This window comes from Buchnera aphidicola (Cinara pseudotaxifoliae) (assembly GCF_900128595.1).
Taxonomy (GTDB): Bacteria; Pseudomonadota; Gammaproteobacteria; order Enterobacterales; family Enterobacteriaceae; genus Buchnera_F; species Buchnera_F aphidicola_J.
Map to the genome: position 1 here is coordinate 309,038 of NZ_LT635893.1, position 19,188 is coordinate 328,225.

General features: G+C 23.2%; 15 protein-coding genes and 5 tRNA genes. 10 read left to right on the plus strand and 10 right to left on the minus strand.

Annotated elements, in window-relative coordinates; all coding sequences use genetic code 11:
- Window positions 1-92 precede the first annotated feature (92 nt).
- Window positions 93-1,529, minus strand: coding sequence for a metalloprotease TldD (tldD, locus tag BUCIPSTX3056_RS01310; RefSeq protein WP_075474810.1), 1,437 nt, complete (start codon window positions 1,527-1,529; stop codon window positions 93-95).
- A gap of 210 nt (window positions 1,530-1,739) precedes the next feature.
- Between tldD and aroQ the strand changes: the two genes are divergently transcribed.
- Window positions 1,740-2,225 carry a type II 3-dehydroquinate dehydratase gene (gene aroQ, locus BUCIPSTX3056_RS01315; RefSeq protein WP_075474812.1) on the plus strand — a complete coding sequence of 162 codons (486 nt, stop codon included), beginning with the start codon at window positions 1,740-1,742 and terminating at the stop codon, window positions 2,223-2,225.
- A 14-nt stretch (window positions 2,226-2,239) separates the two neighbouring features.
- On the opposite strand, the gene BUCIPSTX3056_RS01320 is transcribed toward aroQ, so the two are convergent.
- The 3 genes from BUCIPSTX3056_RS01320 to BUCIPSTX3056_RS02100 form a co-directional block, all read right to left on the minus strand.
- On the minus strand, window positions 2,240-2,548 hold the full coding sequence (locus BUCIPSTX3056_RS01320; protein WP_075474814.1) for a helix-turn-helix domain-containing protein: 309 nt from the start codon (window positions 2,546-2,548) through the stop codon (window positions 2,240-2,242).
- Window positions 2,549-2,709: 161 nt separating this feature from the next.
- Complete coding sequence (locus tag BUCIPSTX3056_RS01325) at window positions 2,710-3,474, minus strand: RluA family pseudouridine synthase (RefSeq protein WP_231938281.1); 765 nt, start codon at window positions 3,472-3,474, stop codon at window positions 2,710-2,712.
- A 5-nt stretch (window positions 3,475-3,479) separates the two neighbouring features.
- The gene (locus BUCIPSTX3056_RS02100; protein ID WP_231938282.1) at window positions 3,480-3,674 is read right to left on the minus strand and encodes a S4 domain-containing protein; all 195 of its coding nucleotides are present in this window, start codon (window positions 3,672-3,674) and stop codon (window positions 3,480-3,482) included.
- A gap of 274 nt (window positions 3,675-3,948) precedes the next feature.
- On the opposite strand from BUCIPSTX3056_RS02100, the gene alaS reads away from it, so the two are divergent.
- The 5 genes from alaS (at window position 3,949) to BUCIPSTX3056_RS01350 (ending at window position 8,110) form a co-directional block, all read left to right on the plus strand.
- Window positions 3,949-6,594, plus strand: coding sequence for an alanine--tRNA ligase (alaS, locus tag BUCIPSTX3056_RS01330; protein WP_075474816.1), 2,646 nt, complete (start codon window positions 3,949-3,951; stop codon window positions 6,592-6,594).
- A gap of 112 nt (window positions 6,595-6,706) precedes the next feature.
- Window positions 6,707-6,892, plus strand: coding sequence for a carbon storage regulator CsrA (gene csrA, locus BUCIPSTX3056_RS01335; RefSeq protein WP_075475019.1), 186 nt, complete (start codon window positions 6,707-6,709; stop codon window positions 6,890-6,892).
- A gap of 241 nt (window positions 6,893-7,133) precedes the next feature.
- Window positions 7,134-7,220: transfer RNA gene (locus BUCIPSTX3056_RS01340), tRNA-Ser, on the plus strand.
- A 16-nt stretch (window positions 7,221-7,236) separates the two neighbouring features.
- Window positions 7,237-7,310, plus strand: a tRNA-Arg gene (locus BUCIPSTX3056_RS01345).
- Between the two features lie 83 nt (window positions 7,311-7,393).
- Window positions 7,394-8,110 carry a 16S rRNA (uracil(1498)-N(3))-methyltransferase gene (locus tag BUCIPSTX3056_RS01350; protein ID WP_075474817.1) on the plus strand — a complete coding sequence of 239 codons (717 nt, stop codon included), beginning with the start codon at window positions 7,394-7,396 and terminating at the stop codon, window positions 8,108-8,110.
- 52 nt (window positions 8,111-8,162) lie between these two features.
- On the opposite strand, the gene zapA is transcribed toward BUCIPSTX3056_RS01350, so the two are convergent.
- The 5 genes from zapA to BUCIPSTX3056_RS01375 form a co-directional block, all read right to left on the minus strand.
- Window positions 8,163-8,456 (minus strand): cell division protein ZapA, encoded by a 294-nt coding sequence (zapA, locus tag BUCIPSTX3056_RS01355; protein WP_075474818.1) that lies wholly within the window; start codon window positions 8,454-8,456, stop codon window positions 8,163-8,165.
- Window positions 8,457-8,552: 96 nt separating this feature from the next.
- The gene (gene rpiA, locus BUCIPSTX3056_RS01360; RefSeq protein ID WP_075474819.1) at window positions 8,553-9,209 is read right to left on the minus strand and encodes a ribose-5-phosphate isomerase RpiA; all 657 of its coding nucleotides are present in this window, start codon (window positions 9,207-9,209) and stop codon (window positions 8,553-8,555) included.
- A gap of 203 nt (window positions 9,210-9,412) precedes the next feature.
- Window positions 9,413-9,484, minus strand: a tRNA-Gln gene (locus BUCIPSTX3056_RS01365).
- A gap of 42 nt (window positions 9,485-9,526) precedes the next feature.
- Window positions 9,527-9,608: transfer RNA gene (locus tag BUCIPSTX3056_RS01370), tRNA-Leu, on the minus strand.
- 20 nt (window positions 9,609-9,628) lie between these two features.
- Window positions 9,629-9,702 (minus strand) — tRNA-Met (locus BUCIPSTX3056_RS01375).
- A gap of 192 nt (window positions 9,703-9,894) precedes the next feature.
- On the opposite strand from BUCIPSTX3056_RS01375, the gene BUCIPSTX3056_RS01380 reads away from it, so the two are divergent.
- From BUCIPSTX3056_RS01380 to polA, 3 genes are all read left to right on the plus strand, one after another.
- Window positions 9,895-11,556, plus strand: coding sequence for a glutamine--tRNA ligase/YqeY domain fusion protein (locus BUCIPSTX3056_RS01380; protein ID WP_075474820.1), 1,662 nt, complete (start codon window positions 9,895-9,897; stop codon window positions 11,554-11,556).
- 329 nt (window positions 11,557-11,885) lie between these two features.
- On the plus strand, window positions 11,886-13,193 hold the full coding sequence (gene eno, locus BUCIPSTX3056_RS01385) for a phosphopyruvate hydratase (protein ID WP_075474821.1): 1,308 nt from the start codon (window positions 11,886-11,888) through the stop codon (window positions 13,191-13,193).
- Between the two features lie 410 nt (window positions 13,194-13,603).
- Window positions 13,604-16,294, plus strand: coding sequence for a DNA polymerase I (gene polA / locus BUCIPSTX3056_RS01390; RefSeq protein WP_075474823.1), 2,691 nt, complete (start codon window positions 13,604-13,606; stop codon window positions 16,292-16,294).
- Here the strand turns inward: polA and yihA are convergent.
- Entirely contained in the window at window positions 16,277-16,888 is a 612-nt protein-coding gene (yihA, locus tag BUCIPSTX3056_RS01395) for a ribosome biogenesis GTP-binding protein YihA/YsxC (RefSeq protein WP_075474824.1), read from the minus strand. The genes polA and yihA overlap by 18 nt on opposite strands.
- Window positions 16,889-17,242: 354 nt before the next feature.
- Between yihA and typA the strand changes: the two genes are divergently transcribed.
- A complete protein-coding gene (gene typA, locus BUCIPSTX3056_RS01400) occupies window positions 17,243-19,054 on the plus strand; it encodes a translational GTPase TypA (RefSeq protein WP_075474825.1) in 1,812 nt (603 codons plus the stop codon).
- The last annotated feature ends 134 nt before the right edge of the window (window positions 19,055-19,188 follow it).

The following is a 19,188-nucleotide window of genomic DNA, read 5'->3' on the forward strand; positions in this document are numbered from 1 at the left end:
CTACAAATTACATAAACAATAATTTATCTTTTATCAATCATGCAGTCAGAATACAAAAAATTGACTGCACAACGTATATATATACTATATATTTAACATGTTCCGCCAATTGTTAACTGATCTATTTTAATAGTTGGTTGACCAACACTTACTGGGATATTCTGTCCGTTTTTTACACAATTTCCTACTCCTTCATCCATATGTAAATTATCTCCCACCATAGATATAGATTGCATTACTTCTGTACCTAATCCAATTAATGTAGCTCCTTTAATAGGATGAACAATTTTACCCTTTTTAATTAGATATGCTTCAGAAGTAGAAAATACAAAATTTCCTGATGTAATATCTACTTGACCTCCACTAAAATTAACAGCATAAATACCATACTCAACACTATTGATAATATCAGAATGAGTATCCTTACCAGCTAATAAATATGTATTAGTCATACGAGGCATAGGTAAATGTGCATATGACTCTCTTCGACCATTACCTGTACTTTTTTTATTCATGATATGTGCGTTTAATTTATCCTGTAAAAAAGATTTTAAAATTCCGTTTTTAATTAAAATATTATATTGACCAGGAACTCCTTCATCATCAATATTAATGGAACCTCGTTTACTATATAATGTTCCATTATCTACAACTGTGCATAGAGTAGAAGCAACCTTAAGTCCCAGTTTTTTAGAAAATACAGAAGTTTTTTTACGAATAAAATCTCCTTCTAATCCATGTCCTACTGCTTCGTGAAATAAAATTCCTGGCCAACCAGGACCTAAAATTACAGGAAATGAACCAGATGGTGATAATTTTGCAAATAGAGCAACAATTGCTATACGGACTGCTTCTTTAATCCAAATATCTATTAATATCCCTTTATTAGTATTTTTTTTAAAAAATTCATCAATTTTAAATCTACCTCCTCCTCCACTTGTTCCTTTTTCTCTATTATTGTTTTGCTCTACTATTACTTGAATAGTAATGTGAATCAACGGACGAATATCACTTGATAATAATCGATTATCAGTCGATCCTACTATAATTTCTTCATATTCACAGGTTAACACAGCATAAACATCAGTGACCCGATTGTCTTGTTGTCTAGCTAATTGATCAATATAATTTAAAATATAAATTTTTTTTTCAATATAATCATTATTAATAGGATTACATTGCGGATATATATTAGTAGAATTTGAATATAATTGTTTTTTTATAACATTATTTTTAGTGTGAACAACCATATTGCAAACTGTGTCAGTAAAACTAATTAAATTTTTTAATGTAATTAAATTAGTATGAGAAAAACTAGTAGAAATATTTTTTACTGCTCGTATTCCAACACCATTATCATAAAAATAAGATCCTTGTTTAATAATTTTATTGTCTAAAACCCATACCTCTTGTTCCTTTAGTTGAAAATATATATCTCCGAAATCAACTTTATTTTCTAGCATATTATCTAACAAAAAAAAAACATTATTTTTATTAAGATTATATTTATTTAATAATCTATTTATCATTATCAGAAATCTCTTAATATTTATATCAGTTTAAATATCATAAAAATATTTTTATAACAATCTTGTAATACATTTATAAACATATTATTTATATTTTTCAAAATATGATAACAATTATTATAAATAATTACATAATATTATTATTAAATGTTATTATATTATAAATATTATTGTTATTTTTACTAAAATTTATACAAAATGAGGTTATATATGAATCAAAAATTTAAAATATTATTAATTAACGGACCTAATTTAAATTTATTAGGAACTCGAGAACCAACAATTTACGGTTCAGATACATTATCTGAGATTATAAAAAAAACAAAAAATATAGCTCAAATATTAAATGTTGAATTATACGATTTCCAATCTAACGCAGAACACAAAATAGTAGAAAAAATACATGAGAGCAAGTTACTAAAAATACAATTTATTTTAATTAATCCAGGTGCTTTTGCTCACACCAGCATATCTATTCGAGACGCTTTATTAGCAATACAAATTCCATTTTTCGAAATTCATATTTCCAATATTTTTTCTAGAGAAAATTTTCGCTCACATTCCTGGATATCAGATATATCATACGGAATTATATCGGGCTTTGGAACTGAAGGATACATATGTGCATTAAATACATCTGTAAAAATTTTATTACACAATAAAAATGTAAAAAAGAAAAAACAATTGTGCAATTAAGAAGATGGAAAGTATTATCTGTTAAATTTTTTATTTTTATAATACAAGTTAAGTTTTTTTCTTAATGTTCCACGATTAATTCCTAAAATTAAAGCAGCTTGCGTCTGATTACCTCTAGTATATTGCATTATACTGTCAAATAATGGTTTTTCTATTTCAGATAAAAACCGTTGATATAAATTATTATCATTTTTTTTAATAACTAGTGAAAAATAATTTTTTAAAGCAATTGAAATATAATTAATTAAAGGAGTATGTAATACCTCTTTGTTAATAATATTTGATACAAAAAAATAACTAGAATTTTTTTTATTATTCAACATATATTTACTTAATTACTTGTATAAAAAACATTCTTAATATAGTCAAATATTGAGAATATTAACATTAAATTGTTTAATTTATCGATAAAAATATTTTTATAGCACATAAAACGGGTTTCTATAAATTCTATTTATAGAATTATATAAAAAATATATATTAATTATACCATATCTTCACAGTATAATAATGTTAGTAAATGTACCATATCTAAAGGAGGACTAGCTGTCCAGGTTTGTAATTCATTGGTTATAGGATGTATAAAACGTAACATTCTAGAATGTAAAGATGGTCTAGAAAATTTACATAAAAATTTACGTGTTTTCTCAGAATATCCTAGTAAATTATATTTTATACCTTTAGAATATGTACTATCTCCAAATATTGGATGCGATATAGAAGAAAAATGTACTCTGATTTGATGCATTCTACCTGTTTTTATTTGTACACGAACATATGTATAATTTCTAAATCTAGTAATAACTGTATAGTTAGTAATTGCTTTTTTTCCTCCACTACCAATCATCATAATAGTTCGACGATAAATATTCCTTTTAATTGGATAATTAATACTTCCACTTTGTTTAATTCTCCCAATCACAATAACATCATACTCTTTAATAATTTCACGTTTTTTAAACAAATTAACTAGATAATTATATGTAAAAATTGTTTTGGCTACAACCAATAAACCTGAGGTATTTTTATCTAATCTGTGAACTATACCTGCTCTAGGTAAACTAGAATTATTTTTAAAATGAAAAATTAAAGCATTCAATAATGTCCCAGACATATTTCCGTATCCCAAATGAACAACAAAATTAGATGGTTTATTAATTATCAATATCTCAGAATCTTCAAAAATAATATTTAATGATATATTTTCTTTTTTTATTTCAACAAATTTAAAATTTTTATTAACACACACAAAAATTACATCATTAAAAAAAATTTTTTTTTTGGAATAGTCACAACAACATTATTTACGGATATACATCCTGATAAAATCCATTTTTTTATACATGAACGAGATACTGAAGAAATCTTTTGAACTAAAATTTTGTCCAATCTATAAGACTTTAATTTTGATAAAGTAGATATAAATTTTAATTTGAATGTTTTAGGCATAATACGCTCGCTAAATTTTGTATTTTTAAAAAATAAAAAATAACTATTATATTTTAACATAAAAATATATTAAAATTAGATATTTTTATATTCACAAAAAAATCAAAAAAATCATCTCTATATATAAAATATAATTTATTATAGTAAAAAAATTCAAATATCAGATTGAAAGAAAAAATGACGTATAAAATACATCTTTGACAATATTAAATATTTTTATTTATATAAAAAAATCATATTCTTTTCTTTAATTATATTTTTAGGTAGAAACTATATGAAAACTGATAAAATACGATCTTTATTTTTACAATTTTTTAAAGAAAAAAACCATATTATTGTTAAAAGCGGTTCTTTAATACCTAAAAATGATAATACTTTATTATTTACAAATGCTGGAATGAACCAATTCAAAGAAATATATTTAGGATACAAAAAAAACCACACCTCATCTTATACTAGCTCTCAATATTGTATTCGAACAGGAGGAAAACATAACGATTTTAATAAAGTAGGATATGAACCATATCATCATACTTTATTTGAAATGCTCGGAAATTTCAGTTTTGGAGAATATTTCAAAGAAACATCTATTGTGTATGCATGGGAATTTTTGACTCACAAAAATTGGTTAAATATGTCAAAAAAAAAAATATGGATTACGTATTACTATAATGATATTGAAACAAAAAATATTTGGTTAAATAAAATTAAAATTAAACCTAATCATTTAATTACAATATATGATAAAAATAATATAGAATATCATTCTAATAATTTTTGGAAAATGGGAAATTCAGGTCCGTGCGGTCCATGTACTGAAATTTTTTACGATACAAGAAAAAAAAACAACACAATCAAAAATCATGACGAACTAAAAAAATATTGTGTAGAAATTTGGAATTTAGTTTTTATGCAATTCAATCAAACTAAATCTAATAAACTAATTGAATTACCGATTCCTTCAGTAGATACAGGTATGGGTTTAGAACGTATATCAGCAGTTTTACAAAATGTTTCTTCAAGTTATGAAACAGATAATTTTATTAAATTAATACAATTTATTAAAAAAAATATAAAAATCAAGTCATATAACTATATTTCGTTAAGAATTATTGCAGATCATATACGAACAGCAACTTGTCTAATTTCAGAAAAAGTAATTCCTGGAAATGAAGGAAGAAGTTATGTATTAAGAAGAATTATTAGACGGGTATTAAGTCATGGATATTTTATAGGCTTACATAAACCTTTTTTTTATAAATTATCTGAATTTATAATTAATAGCATGAAACAAATGGATTTAGACTTCAATATTTCTTCCAACATTAATTTTATAAAAAAAACATTATTGTCTGAAGAACAACAATTTTATCGCATATTAAAAATAGGAATGCATAAATTAAAAAAAGAAATTATTGTTAATCAAAATAAAAAATTATGTGAAAAAAAAATATTTCATTTATACGAAACATTTGGACTACCAATAGAAATTACACAAGATATTTGTAAAGAAAAAAAAATATCTATTAATTTTCAAAAACTTAATCAAATTATAGAATCAAATAAAAAAAAGCAAAAAAAAAAAAACATAAAAAAAATCCAAAATAATTCATGTTTAATATACGTTACCAAAAAATCTATTTTTGATGGATATTACGAATATGTAAAAAAATCTAAAATCACTCAAATTATTTATAAAAATCAATCTGTTTTATGTTTATCTGAAAAATGCATAGGAACACTAGTATTAGACATAACACCTTTTTATGGTGAATCTAGCGGACAAATAGGAGATTCAGGAACAATAACCAATGAAAAAGGAAAGTTTATAGTTCATGATACACAAAAAAACGGAAATTTTATTGCACACCAAGGATATCTTGAAAAAGGTATATTACATGTAGGAAAAAATGTAGTTGCAAAAATAGATGTCAATAAAAGAAAAAAAATACAATCTAACCACACCGCTTTACACTTATTACATGCTGCATTAATTAAAAAATTTGGATTAAATGTAATTCAAAAAGGATCATATATCAATAATGAATATTTTCGATTCGATTTTATTTGTAATAATAACATTACAGAAAAAGATATTCAGAAATTAGAAATCATAATAAACAAAAAAATTCAAAAGAACATCAAAATAAATGCTATTATTACATCATTTTCTCGAGCAAAAAAATATAAAGCCGTATATTTATCATCTAAAAAATATAAAAATACCGTTCGTATGATCTGTATTAATAATTTTTCTATTGAATTATGTAGCGGTACTCATCATAAATCTACTGGAAAAATTGGATGTTTTAAAATTATTAAAAATAAAAATATTGGAAATTCAATAAAACGTATTACTGCAATTACAGGTATAAATGTAATACTTTATATTCAAAAAAAAACACAAAAAGAAAAAAAAATAAAAAAATTATTAAACAATAACTCAAATGATACATACAAATCAATAAAAAATTTAGTAAAAAAAATTCATTGCATAGAAAAGGAAAAAAAAGACCTAACAAATCAAAATATTTTGCAAATATCTAAAAATCTAATGTCAAAAGCATATATCATTAATAATATATCAATAATTGTTTCATATATATCTCATTTAAAATATACCATGCTTACAAATATATCTGATATTATTAAACAAAAAAAAGAATCCGTTATTATGATATTAATTAACAAAAATACCTCAATAACAAGATTTTTAATTAGTGTTACTAACAACATAATTCAATATATAAATGCAGTAGATATTATGAATATAATGCTGTCCTTATTATCCGGAACAGGAGGAGGAAATAAAAATATTGTCAAAGGAAAACTAAACAACAAAAACATCACACCTACAGAAATAAAAAAAATCAAAAAAAAAATCATAAAACATGTATATAAAAATAATGTATACAAATAATATTTATGTTATAAAGAACAAGTTTATAAATAATATATATATTATTTTATTTATTTTAATATACTTAAAAAAAACAAAATATATATTTTGTTTCTCGAAAGGAATGAGAAAAATGCTTATTTTAACTCGTCGAATTGGCGAAACACTAATGATCGGCGATGAAATAACTGTAACAATTTTAGGAATTAAAGGAAATCAAATTCGTGTAGGAATTAATGCTCCTAAAAAAATATCTGTACATAGAGAAGAAATATATAAAAAAATTCAGATAGAAAAAAAAATCGTGCGAAAAAAATAAAAAATAAACGTTACTGTATTTTGTAAATACTCAAAATACAGTAAAATATTTTTTTATTTTAAAAAACATTAAAATTTAATAGTATTTTTTAAATAAAAATAAGTTGCTATATGTAAGCGATATTATATGATCAAAACATCAAAAAGATGATAATTATTAAGCATACTACTAAAATTTCATTTGACTTATTTTATAAAAAAAGTAATATAGTTATATATATTTTTTATATATTTAATATATTGGTGAGATGGCCGAGCGGTTTAAGGCGCTCCCCTGCTAAAGGAGTATGTATTAATCTGCATCGAGGGTTCAAATCCCTCTCTCACCATAATAACAGTGCATATGCATCCGTAGCTTAGTTGGATAGAGCACTCGGCTACGAACCGAGAGGTTGGAGGTTCAAATCCTTCCGGATGCATAAATAATATTTTTTTATGTACATAAAAAAATCAATTAGTGTTTTAAACAACATAATTTTTATAAAAAATAGGATTTTATCTTTTGTATATTCCTAGAATATATTTCAATAAATCAATAAAAATTAATACAGTTATTAAATTAAAAAAAAATATGATACATTTTTGTATAAATGTTATTAGATTACGTATAGGTGATATAATACATGTATTTAATAATACAAATTATATATTTATATCTAAAATATTAGAAGTAAAAAAAAAAAATATTTTATTGAAAATAGTTAAAAAAAAAATAGACGATAAAGAATCTCCAATAAAAATTCATTTAGGACAATGTGTATCTAAAAGAATGAGTGTGACAATTGAAAAATCGGTAGAACTAGGCATTCATACTATTACACCGATAATATCTAAAAAAAAAAAATCTGAAAAAAAAACATTCAAAAAAATACATCATTGGAAAAAAATAATTATTTCTGCATGCACTCAATCTTTAAGAAATATTGTACCAAAATTAAATACACCCACTACAATATATCAATGGTGTGACAGTATAAATTCGACATCCACTAAAATTATTTTTGATCCAAAAGCTACAAATAAAATTTCTAATATTCCTAATAAATATAAAAACGTTTTTATATTAATAGGTTCAGAAAAAGGATTTGATGAATATGAAAAAAAATATGCACAAGAAAAAAACTTTTTAAAAGTATCTTTAGGGCCTAGAATATTACGAACAGAAACAGCTAGTATTGCTGCAATAACTGCATTACAAGTACACTTAGGAGACATATAATATATCTAAGTATTATTTATACTAGTAAATTAAATAACAACATTTAAAATATTTATTTAGAATTTAAAGCCGAATCAATCATTTCGTTTAAAACCAACATTCGCGATTTTATATGTTTAATACAATGAACAGACTTATGTTTTTCTACTTCTAGCTCATAACATATATTTAAAGCGGTGATAAAAATCAATTGTTCTATATTAGAAACTCCTGTTTTTTCTTTTAAATCTTCTAATCTTTTATTTAAAATATTTGCTAAATAATATAAATCTGAAGAATTTTTATCAGGACAATTAACACGTATGAACCGTCCAAAAACTTCTATATCAATAGATTTTGATGACATAAATGATTCTCTATGAATAATCAGTTTTAAAAAAATGTATAATATTATCTGGTAATCTATTTTGAATAGATAAAGTCAATATATCTATTATCTATCTCATAAAGATATTTTATCTACTTTATTAACGTAGCTAACTAATAATAAATCTGCCTTCCTTATACAGAATAATCCTACAGATACAACACCAGGTATGTTATTTATATGTTTTTCTAAAAAAACAGAGTTGTTAATACATAAATTATGCATATCAATAATGTAATTACCATTATCTGTAATAAAATTTTTTCTATATTCAGGTATTCCTCCTAATTTCACTACTTCCCTAGAGACACTATTAAGTGATATAGGGATAACTTCGACAGGAACAGGAAAATTATCAAATTTTTTTACATATTTTGATTGATCTACTATACATAAAAATGTTTTTGAAACAGAAGCTATAATTTTTTCTCTAGTTAGAGCGCCTCCACCACCTTTTATCATTTCCATAGAGTAATTTATTTGATCTGCACTATCAATATAAATATCAAGTGATGTAAGTGTGTTTAAATCAACAATCGGAATATTAAATTTTTTTAATAAAGCTTCCGATACAGAAGAACTAGGTACAGCTCCTTGAATAGAATGAGAAATAAATGATAGCTCTTTAATAAAAAAATTTACTGTAGAACCTGATCCAATTCCAATAATAGAATTTTTTGGTATATAATTTATAGCAGATATAGCTACAGATTTTTTTAACGTATCAAACATATATTCTCCAACAATACATTAAAAATTATTTATTACAAATAATATTTTTTCATTTTTTTTAGATAAATTAATTATAATTATACAAATTATGCAATTTAACTATCTAATTTATAATTATTAAAATAAAACAAGATATTCATATAATATACCAATAATTATTAAAAAGTATTTTTATATAAACCATAGTACACATAATGTTTTATCTGGGGTACCTGGATTCGAACCAGGGATGCCGGTATCAAAAACCGGTGCCGTAACCTCTTGGCTATACCCCAAATTTACATCAAAATAAATTTTTCAATATTATTATATAACTATGCGGAAGGCGAGATTTGAACTCGCAAACTTTTCAGCGCCAGAACCTAAATCTGGTGCGTCTACCATTTTCGCCACTTCCGCTTAACATATATGTAATTTTATGGCTATAACGAGAATCGAACTCGTGACCTCAGCGTTATGAGTGCTGTGCTCTAACCAACTGAGCTACATAGCCAAATTATCAATAAAAATACTATTTAAATATTAATTTTACACAAATAAAACATTTTTTACAATAAAAATTTTATAAATAAATTATTTTTTATTTTAAAAAATCATTTTTTAAAAAATATGATGTTTAATAAAACATTCAAGTAAAATAAAATAAACATCATTTTGCATACAATGCATTAGGGATAAATTGATAATGAAACCAAAAAATAATAATAATTTTATTAACAAAATTGTAAAACATTCAATATTGAAAAATCCTAATAGAGTAATAAAAACACGATTTCCACCAGAGCCTAATGGTTACTTACACATAGGGCATGCAAAATCTATATGTTTAAATAACAATATTGCTAATAGATACAAAGGTATATGTAATCTTAGGTTTGACGATACAAATCCTAGAAATGAAAGCACAAAATACACTCTAGCAATTAAAAAAGATATAAAATGGTTAGGTTTCAATTGGTATAAACAACCTACATATACTTCAAATTACTTTGATCAATTATATCAATATGCGATTCAGTTAATAAAAAATAAAATAGCATATGTAGATGAATTAAACGCCAATGACATAAAAAAACACAGAGGAACATTTAAAAGGCCTGGAAAAAACAGCCCTTTTCGAAACCGAACTGTTGAAGAAAACTTAGTATTATTTAAAAAAATGAAAAATGGAATATTTCCAGAAGGATCTATGTGCTTACGAGCAAAAATAGATATGGCATCACCATATATTATATTACGCGATCCTGTTTTATATAGAATTATCTATTCTAAACATCATCATACAAAAAATAAATGGTGTATTTATCCTATGTACGATTTTGCACACTGCATTGTAGATGCTTTAGAGGGAATTACACATTCTTTATGCACATTAGAATTTTTAGATAATCGTAAATTATATGAATGGATACTAAAAAAATTAAATCTTAAAAAAACACCTCCAAAACAATACGAGTTTTCTAAATTAAATTTAGAATATACAATTTTGTCTAAAAGAAAAATACAAAAATTAATAGACCATAAACTAGTGAGCGGGTGGAACGATCCAAGATTACATACATTATCCGGTTTAAGAAAAAAAGGATATACTAAAAATTCTATTAAAACATTTTGTAAGAAAATAGGAATTACAAAACAACAAAATTTAATAGAATTATCTTTATTAGAATCTTGTATACGTAAAGACCTTAACGATTCTTCTCCTAGAAGAATGGCTATCATTAACCCTATTAAGTTAATTATTACAAATATCGATCATAATTATATTGAACACTTGGATGTTCCAAATCATCCTTGCAAAAAAGATATGGGTCGCAGAAAAATTCTATTTTCTAAAGAAATATATATTGAAAGAGAAGATTTTTGTAAAAAACCTATTACCGGATATAAAGGATTAATATTAGGAAAAAAAGTTCGACTAAAATATGCTTATACTATACGAGCAAATAAAATCATAAAAAATAAAAATAATGATATTTTATGCATTTTGTGTACTTGTTACTTAAATACAAAAAAAAAAAATATACCGTTAAAAAATACATATAATATAATTCACTGGTTATCTAAAAAAAATTCTACTAAAACTCAATTCAAATTGTTTGATGTTCTGTTTACTTCTAAAAATCCAGAAAAAGAAAAAAATATTATTCAATTATATAATCCTAATTCATGTATAATTAAAATAGGATATACTGAATCTGTAGTAGCAAAAGAGGAAACTCAATATATCTATCAATTTGAAAGAGTAGGATATTTTTTAAAATTAAAAAAAAAAAATAGACATAACATCTTAGTATTTCATAGAATTGTATCGTTAAAAAACAAGCACAGAAAACCGATACAATAAATTTAATATTATTTAATATTCATTTGTTTTTTTAAAAATTTATAATGTTAATACATTAATTTTATTTAATAAAAATCATTTTATTTTTTTGATAAAATTAATAATTACAATATATATCAATATTAATAATAAATTAATTATTAATATTGATATAAAAAAACACTATGTTTGTATAATACAATATATAAAACATTATTTATCATGTAAAAAATTTTTTAAAATTAAATAATAATAATTATCTAATAATTTTATTTACATATAAATATATTAATTGAATAATAATTAATATTATGTTTTATAAAAACTTTAAGTGCACGGAATAAAACAACATGTCAAAAATTAAAAAAGTATTTGCCCGCGAAATATTAGATTCACGTGGATACCCAACTATTGAAACTGAAGTTCATTTAACTAGCGGACATATTGGATTAGCTTCTGCTCCATCCGGAGCATCTACTGGATCTAAAGAAGCTCTAGAATTAAGAGATGGAGATATCAAACGTTTTTTTGGTAAAGGAGTACAAAAAGCAGTAAACTATGTCAACGTAGAAATAGCAAAAGCTTTATTAGATAAACAAGCGGATGAACAAGAGAAAATAGATAATTATCTAATACATTTAGATGGTACCCCTAATAAATCAAAATTTGGCGCAAATGCAATTTTATCAGTATCATTAGCGCTCGCAAAATCTGTTGCTATGGAAAATAGAATTCCATTCTATTCTTATATTGCTCAGCTTAATAAATCGAGTGGTGAATTTTCTCTGCCATTACCCATGATTAACATCATTAACGGGGGAATGCATGCTGACAATAATATTGATCTTCAAGAATTTATGATACAGCCAATAGGAGCTGTCAACATCAAACAAGCTATTCGTATGGGTTCAGAAATATTTCATACATTAGGCACATTACTAAAAAACAAAGGATATACCACTTGCGTTGGAGATGAAGGAGGTTATGCTCCTAACTTACAATCTAATGAAGAAGCGTTGTCTATAATGAGTCTGGCTGTAGAACAAGCAAATTATAAATTAGGAGAAGATGTAGTTTTTGCCATAGATTGTGCTGCGTCAGAATTATTTGATAAAAAAACAAAAAAATATAAGTTAATGAACGAAAATAAAACCTTTAGTTCACAAGAATTTACACATTACCTGCAAAAATTAATCAAAAAATATCCTATTTTATCAATAGAAGATGGGTTACATGAAAGTGATTGGAAAGGATTTATATATCAAACACAAGTTTTAGGAAAAAGCATACAATTAGTAGGAGACGATTTATTTGTTACAAATAAAAAAATTTTAAATTATGGTATAAAAAATAAAGTTGCAAATGCAATTTTAATAAAATTAAATCAAATAGGAACATTAACAGAAACTTTAGAAACTATTAGTTTAGCTAAAAAAAATAAGTACTCGGTTATTATATCTCATCGATCTGGGGAAACAGAAGATACTAGTATTGCTGATTTATCTGTTGGCACATCTGCAGGACAAATAAAAACAGGTTCAATGTGTAGATCAGATAGAACAGCAAAATATAACCGATTAATTAGAATAGAAGAATCTTTGATTCTAGACAATCAACTATCAAAAATTCAGTTAAATACGTTAAATCCATATAAATAAAACTACATATAACTGAAAAATATAATAAGTATTATTGCTCGCAAAAATAGGGGAAAAAAACCCCTATTAAAAATAGCTATTAAAATGTATAAAAATACATTTAATATTTTAAAAATTATTAATTTAATACTGTTAAATGTCAAAACTATATAATATAACTAAATTTTATTTATTTTATATTTTATATATAAATAAATTATCGATTAAATTAATAAAAAAAAAATCTAAAACAAACACTTTGCAAACTCAATACTTTTTAAAAAAAAATAAAAATCGATACAAAAAATCATTACAAATTTTGTTATCTTTAATATAAAAATATAATAATCATATTTAAAAAATTCTTAATACTACATATATAAATATTCTTTATTAATAATTTGTATAACTATCAATATAGTGGAGAATACATGAAAAAAAAAAAAATAATATTAATTGATGGAAACTATTGTTTATATCAAACATATTTTTCTTATTTAAAATTAAAAAACAAAAAAGGAAATTCAACTGGAATATTATACGGATGTATTAAAATATTTAATAAATTAATAGAAAAATTTAATCCTAAAAATATTTTAATTGTTTTTGATACTCCCACACCAACATTTCGACATCAATTATATAATAAATATAAACTCAACAGAAATCCTATGCCTGGCAATTTAAAAAAACAAATAAAACCTCTAAAAAAAATCATTCAATTACTAGGAATACCAATAATTAGTATAAAAAATGTTGAAGCTGATGATGTTATTAGTAGTTTATCCAAAAAATTTATAAAAAAAAATTTTTATATATTTATATATAGTGCAGATAAAGACTTAACACAATTAGTTAATAAAAAAATTTCTATTATTCCAGGAAATTTTAATACAGACATATTAAACAAAAAAAATGTATACAAAAAATATGGAGTACATGCAAAATTTATGGCGGATTTTTTAGGATTAACCGGTGATTCTTCTGATAATATTCCAGGTGTTCCCGGAATAGGTAAAAAAACAGCTGCTATACTTTTACAAAATTTCTCATCTATTTCGGATATATATAAAAACATAAATCATGTCATTGATTTACCTATAAGAAACATAAAAAACATTACAAATAGCTTAAAAAAAAACAAAAAAACAGCTTTTTTATCGTACCAACTTACTAAATTAAATCAAAATATTTATATAGAAAATATATCATCGCATTTAAAAAAAAATAAAATAGATATACCTTTATTATTAAAAAATTTTCAAAATCATCAGTTTAATAAATATATCAAACAAATATACGCAAACCAATTTCCTATTCTTAATAAATATCATAAAAAAAAAAATAAAAATATACATATTGAAATTATAAACACTGATATTATCTCAAAAATGATAAATATAATTGTCCAAAAAAAAATATTTTCTATTGCAATAGACTTTCATACAAACAAAGAAAAAAAAGTTTTTTTTTATATCTCTATATCTGTTAAAAACTACACAACATGGTGGTATATTTATAATCAAAAAAAAAAAAAAAAAAATATAGTCACTCCAACCATTATTATAAAAAAAATAAAACCTATTTTAGAAAATGAAAAATATCATAAAATAGGTACAGATTTAAAAAAAGTTTTTCATATTTTAAAAAAATTTAATGTTACATTAACAGGTATATATTTTGATACATTAATTGCTTTATATTACTATCAATTAAGTAGCAAAAAAAAAGAATACAAAAAAAACACTCCAAAAAACTATGAGAAAAAAAATGATATTTTTAATTCAAAAAAAATAATTTCTTATATTATTCAAAAATCCTTATATCCGTTACAAAAATACTTTCAAGATATAAAATATTTAACTATTAACTCCAAAAAATCATTTAGATCCATTGACATGCCTTTAGTACAAGTACTGTCTATTATGGAAAATACAGGTGTGTTGATAAAAAAAAAAATTCTTAAAAACCAAAAAAAAAAAATCAACTGTACATTATCAAAACTTAAGAAAAAAATATATTTCATAACTCAAGAAAAATTTAATATTAATTCTCCTAAACAATTACAAAAAATTTTATTTAAAAAATATAATTTTCCATCTTTTAAAAAAACAAAAACCGGTAATATTTCTACTGATGAAACAGTTCTTACTAAATTATCTAAAATTCATAAATTACCCAAGATTATTTTGCAATATAGAATACTAAAAAAATTAAAAAATACATATTTAAAAAAATTAATTCAATCAGTAAATACAAAAAAAAATAGAATTCATACTACATACCATCAAAACGCAACATCAACTGGTCGATTATCTTCTAGCAATCCTAATTTACAAAACATTCCCATTAAAACCAAAATAGGACGAAAACTTCGAATAGCCTTTATTGCAAAAAAAAAATGGTTATTATTAACAGCAGATTATTCTCATATAGAATTAAGAATTATGGCGCATTATTCCAATGACAAAAAAATGATAGAAGACTTATCACATCCTCAAGATATACATTATAATTCTGCTAAACATATATTCAACATACATAAAAATGAAATAAAACCTTATCATAGAAATATTGCTAAAATTGTAAATTTTTCAATATTATACGGAATTAGTTCTTTTGGATTATCTCAAAAATTAAACATTTCTGTCTGTAGAGCTAAAGAGCTTATAAAAAACTATTTTTTAAATTATAAAACAATTAAAAAATATATGAAAAATACGTATAATTATGCTAAAAAAAAAAAGTATGTCAAAACATTATTTGGAAGAAAAATATATATTCCTAACATTAATTCGAAAAATCAAACATTAAAAAATAACGCAAAACGTTTTTGCATTAATGTTATTATACAAAATACTGCTTCAGACATAATTAAAACTTCCATGATAAAACTACAACACATATTTCAAAAAAAATATTCAAATGATGCAAAAATAATTATGCAAATACACGATGAACTAATATTTGAAGTAAAAGAAAAAAAAATATCTAAATTTATTCATTTAATTAAACACCATATGGAAAATAACATTAAATTAATAGTTCCGCTGTATGTATCCATTAAAACAGGAAAAAATTGGAAAGAAATGAAATCTCACATATTATCTATTCCCAAATAAATTATACCACAAAGATAAATGATGTCGAATAACTAAAACATCTAACTTACTAAATTTAGAAAAACCTAAAACAGTGATATCCATATTTAAAAAAGATATTTTTTTACAAATTTTTGAAATTTGAATCATTTTTTTTTGTTTAGAAACTTTATCAGTTTTAGTTAAAATAAATAAAATTGAAATCACTCTTTTTTGCAAAATTTTTAAAATCTTTAAATCTAATAATTTTAAAGAACAACGAACATCAGATAACATTACAACACCATGTAAACATAATCTATGTTGTAAATAAAAAAATAAACTTTTATTAAGTAATTTTTGTGTTGATAAATTTATTGTAGAATATCCATATCCTGGAAAATCTATCATTCTAAAATTTGATGTAACATTAAAAATATTTATCGTTCTTGTTCTACCGGGTAATTTACTTACTCGAGCTAATTTTTTATTATTAGTCAATAAATTTAGTAAACTGGATTTTCCAGAATTAGAATAACCCAACATTACAATTTCCATTCCGGGAAAATTTTCTAATTCACGAGTATTAATGATACTTTTTAAAAAAAATGTTTTATCGAATTTTATGTTATTCACAAAAAATATTATCCTTGTTAATATACAATAATCAAGATATAAAAATTAGTTTAAAAAAAAATAATCTATGTACTAAAAATATTGTAAAATAAAAATATAATTATACACTATAAATATTACAACTAAAAATATACCATAATATTTATTCAATACAGCATACAAAATCAGTATTTTATTAAAAATAATGTTTTATATTATATAATCTATAAATAATATTTCTATTACTATCCTAAAAAAATATAAATTATACAAATTATAATTTTAGAAAATTATATTAATAATAAAAATAATATTTTTTTACATCGAATTCTAACTTATATGTTTCTTTAAAATTAATAAAAAATTGGTATTCATATGAACAAAATGATTAGAAATATTGCTATTATTGCTCACGTCGATCATGGAAAAACAACACTATTAGATCAGTTATTACAGCAATCTGGTACATTTCAACAACACGAAGAAAAAATCGATAGAGTTATGGACTCTAATGAATTAGAAAAAGAAAGAGGTATAACAATACTATCTAAACATACGTCAGTAGCGTGGAAAAATTATCATATAAATATTATTGATACTCCAGGACATGCCGATTTTGGAGGAGAAGTAGAAAGAATATTGTCTATGGTAGATTCTGTTCTATTAGTTGTAGATGCTTTTGAGGGTCCTATGCCTCAAACACGTTATGTAACTAAAAAATCATTTTTATACAAAATAAAACCAATTGTAGTTATTAATAAAATGGATAGACCTACCATTCGACCAGATTGGGTAATTAATCAAATATTTGATTTATTTGTTAATTTATCTGCTAACGATGAGCAATTGGATTTTCCTATAATATATACTTCAGCGTTATTAGGTCAATCTGGATATGATCCTGACAATATACAAAAAAATATGGTCCCTTTATTAGATTCTATTATAAAATATACCCCAAAACCAAATATATCAAAAAAAAATTTTTTTCAAATGCAACTATCACAATTAGATTTTAATAATTATTTTGGAATGATTGGGATTGGAAAAATACAACAAGGAAAGATAAAAAATAATCAGACAGTTTCAGTATTAAGAAACAAAAAAAAAATTTATACAGGAAAAATTCAAAACATATTAAAATTCTATGGATTAAAAAAAAAAAACATAGATATAGCGTATGCTGGTGATATAGTTGCAATCACAGGACTAAATAATATTAAAATATCAGACACTATTTGTGATCCAGAATTTTTATATCCTTTACCTAATCTAAAAATTGATGAACCTACTGTAAAAATGTTATTTTGTGTCAATCAATCACCTTTTTGTGGAAGAGAAGGAAAATATATAACATCTCGTCAAATTTTAGAGCGATTAAAAAAAGAAACTATTCATAATATTTCTTTAACTGTACAGGAAACTAAAAACTCAAACATCTTTTCCGTTTCTGGAAGAGGAGAATTACATTTATCTATTTTATTAGAACAACTACGCAGAGAAAATTTTGAAATAGAAGTTTCTAGACCTACAGTGATTTTTAAAAACAAAAACAATGTAGTAACTGAACCTTTTGAAATAACATTATTAGACATTGAAAAAAAACATCAAGGACCATTAATACAAAAATTAGGTGAATTAAGAGGCGAAATACAGAATATAATAACTAATGAATATGGTAGAATTCAAATTGAATGCATATTATCTAGTAGATCTTTAATTGGATTTAGATCTGAATTCATGAATCTTACATCAGGAAGCGGTACTTTTTTTTCATCCATTAGTCATTACGGTCCGTTGCAACAAAAAAAATTTGGACAAAGAAAAAATGGAGTTCTTATTTCTAAAAAAACCGGAACCGCTGTATCTTTTTCTATTCATAATCTTCAAAATAGAGGCAAGATGTTTATTCGTCACGGGGAAGAAGTATATGAAGGACAAATTGTAGGAATACATAATCGATCTAATGATTTAACCGTAAATTGTTTAACAGGAAAAAAATTAACCAACATGCGCGCTTCTGGAACTGACGAAGCTATAAATTTAGTAAAACCAATTAATATTACATTAGAGTATGCTTTAAATTTTGTAACCGATGAAGAATTAATAGAAGTAACTCCTAAATCAATACGATTAAGAAAAATGTTGCTAAAAGAAAGTGATAGAAAACAAGCAAAAAAAAAATAATGTCTAATGTTTTTATTAATAAAAAATAACAAAATGAATTATATATAATTAATTTTTCCAAAAATTACTAAAAAGAATCTTTATATGTTGAAAGATTCTTTTTATGAAAGATACACTATAAAATATATATAAAT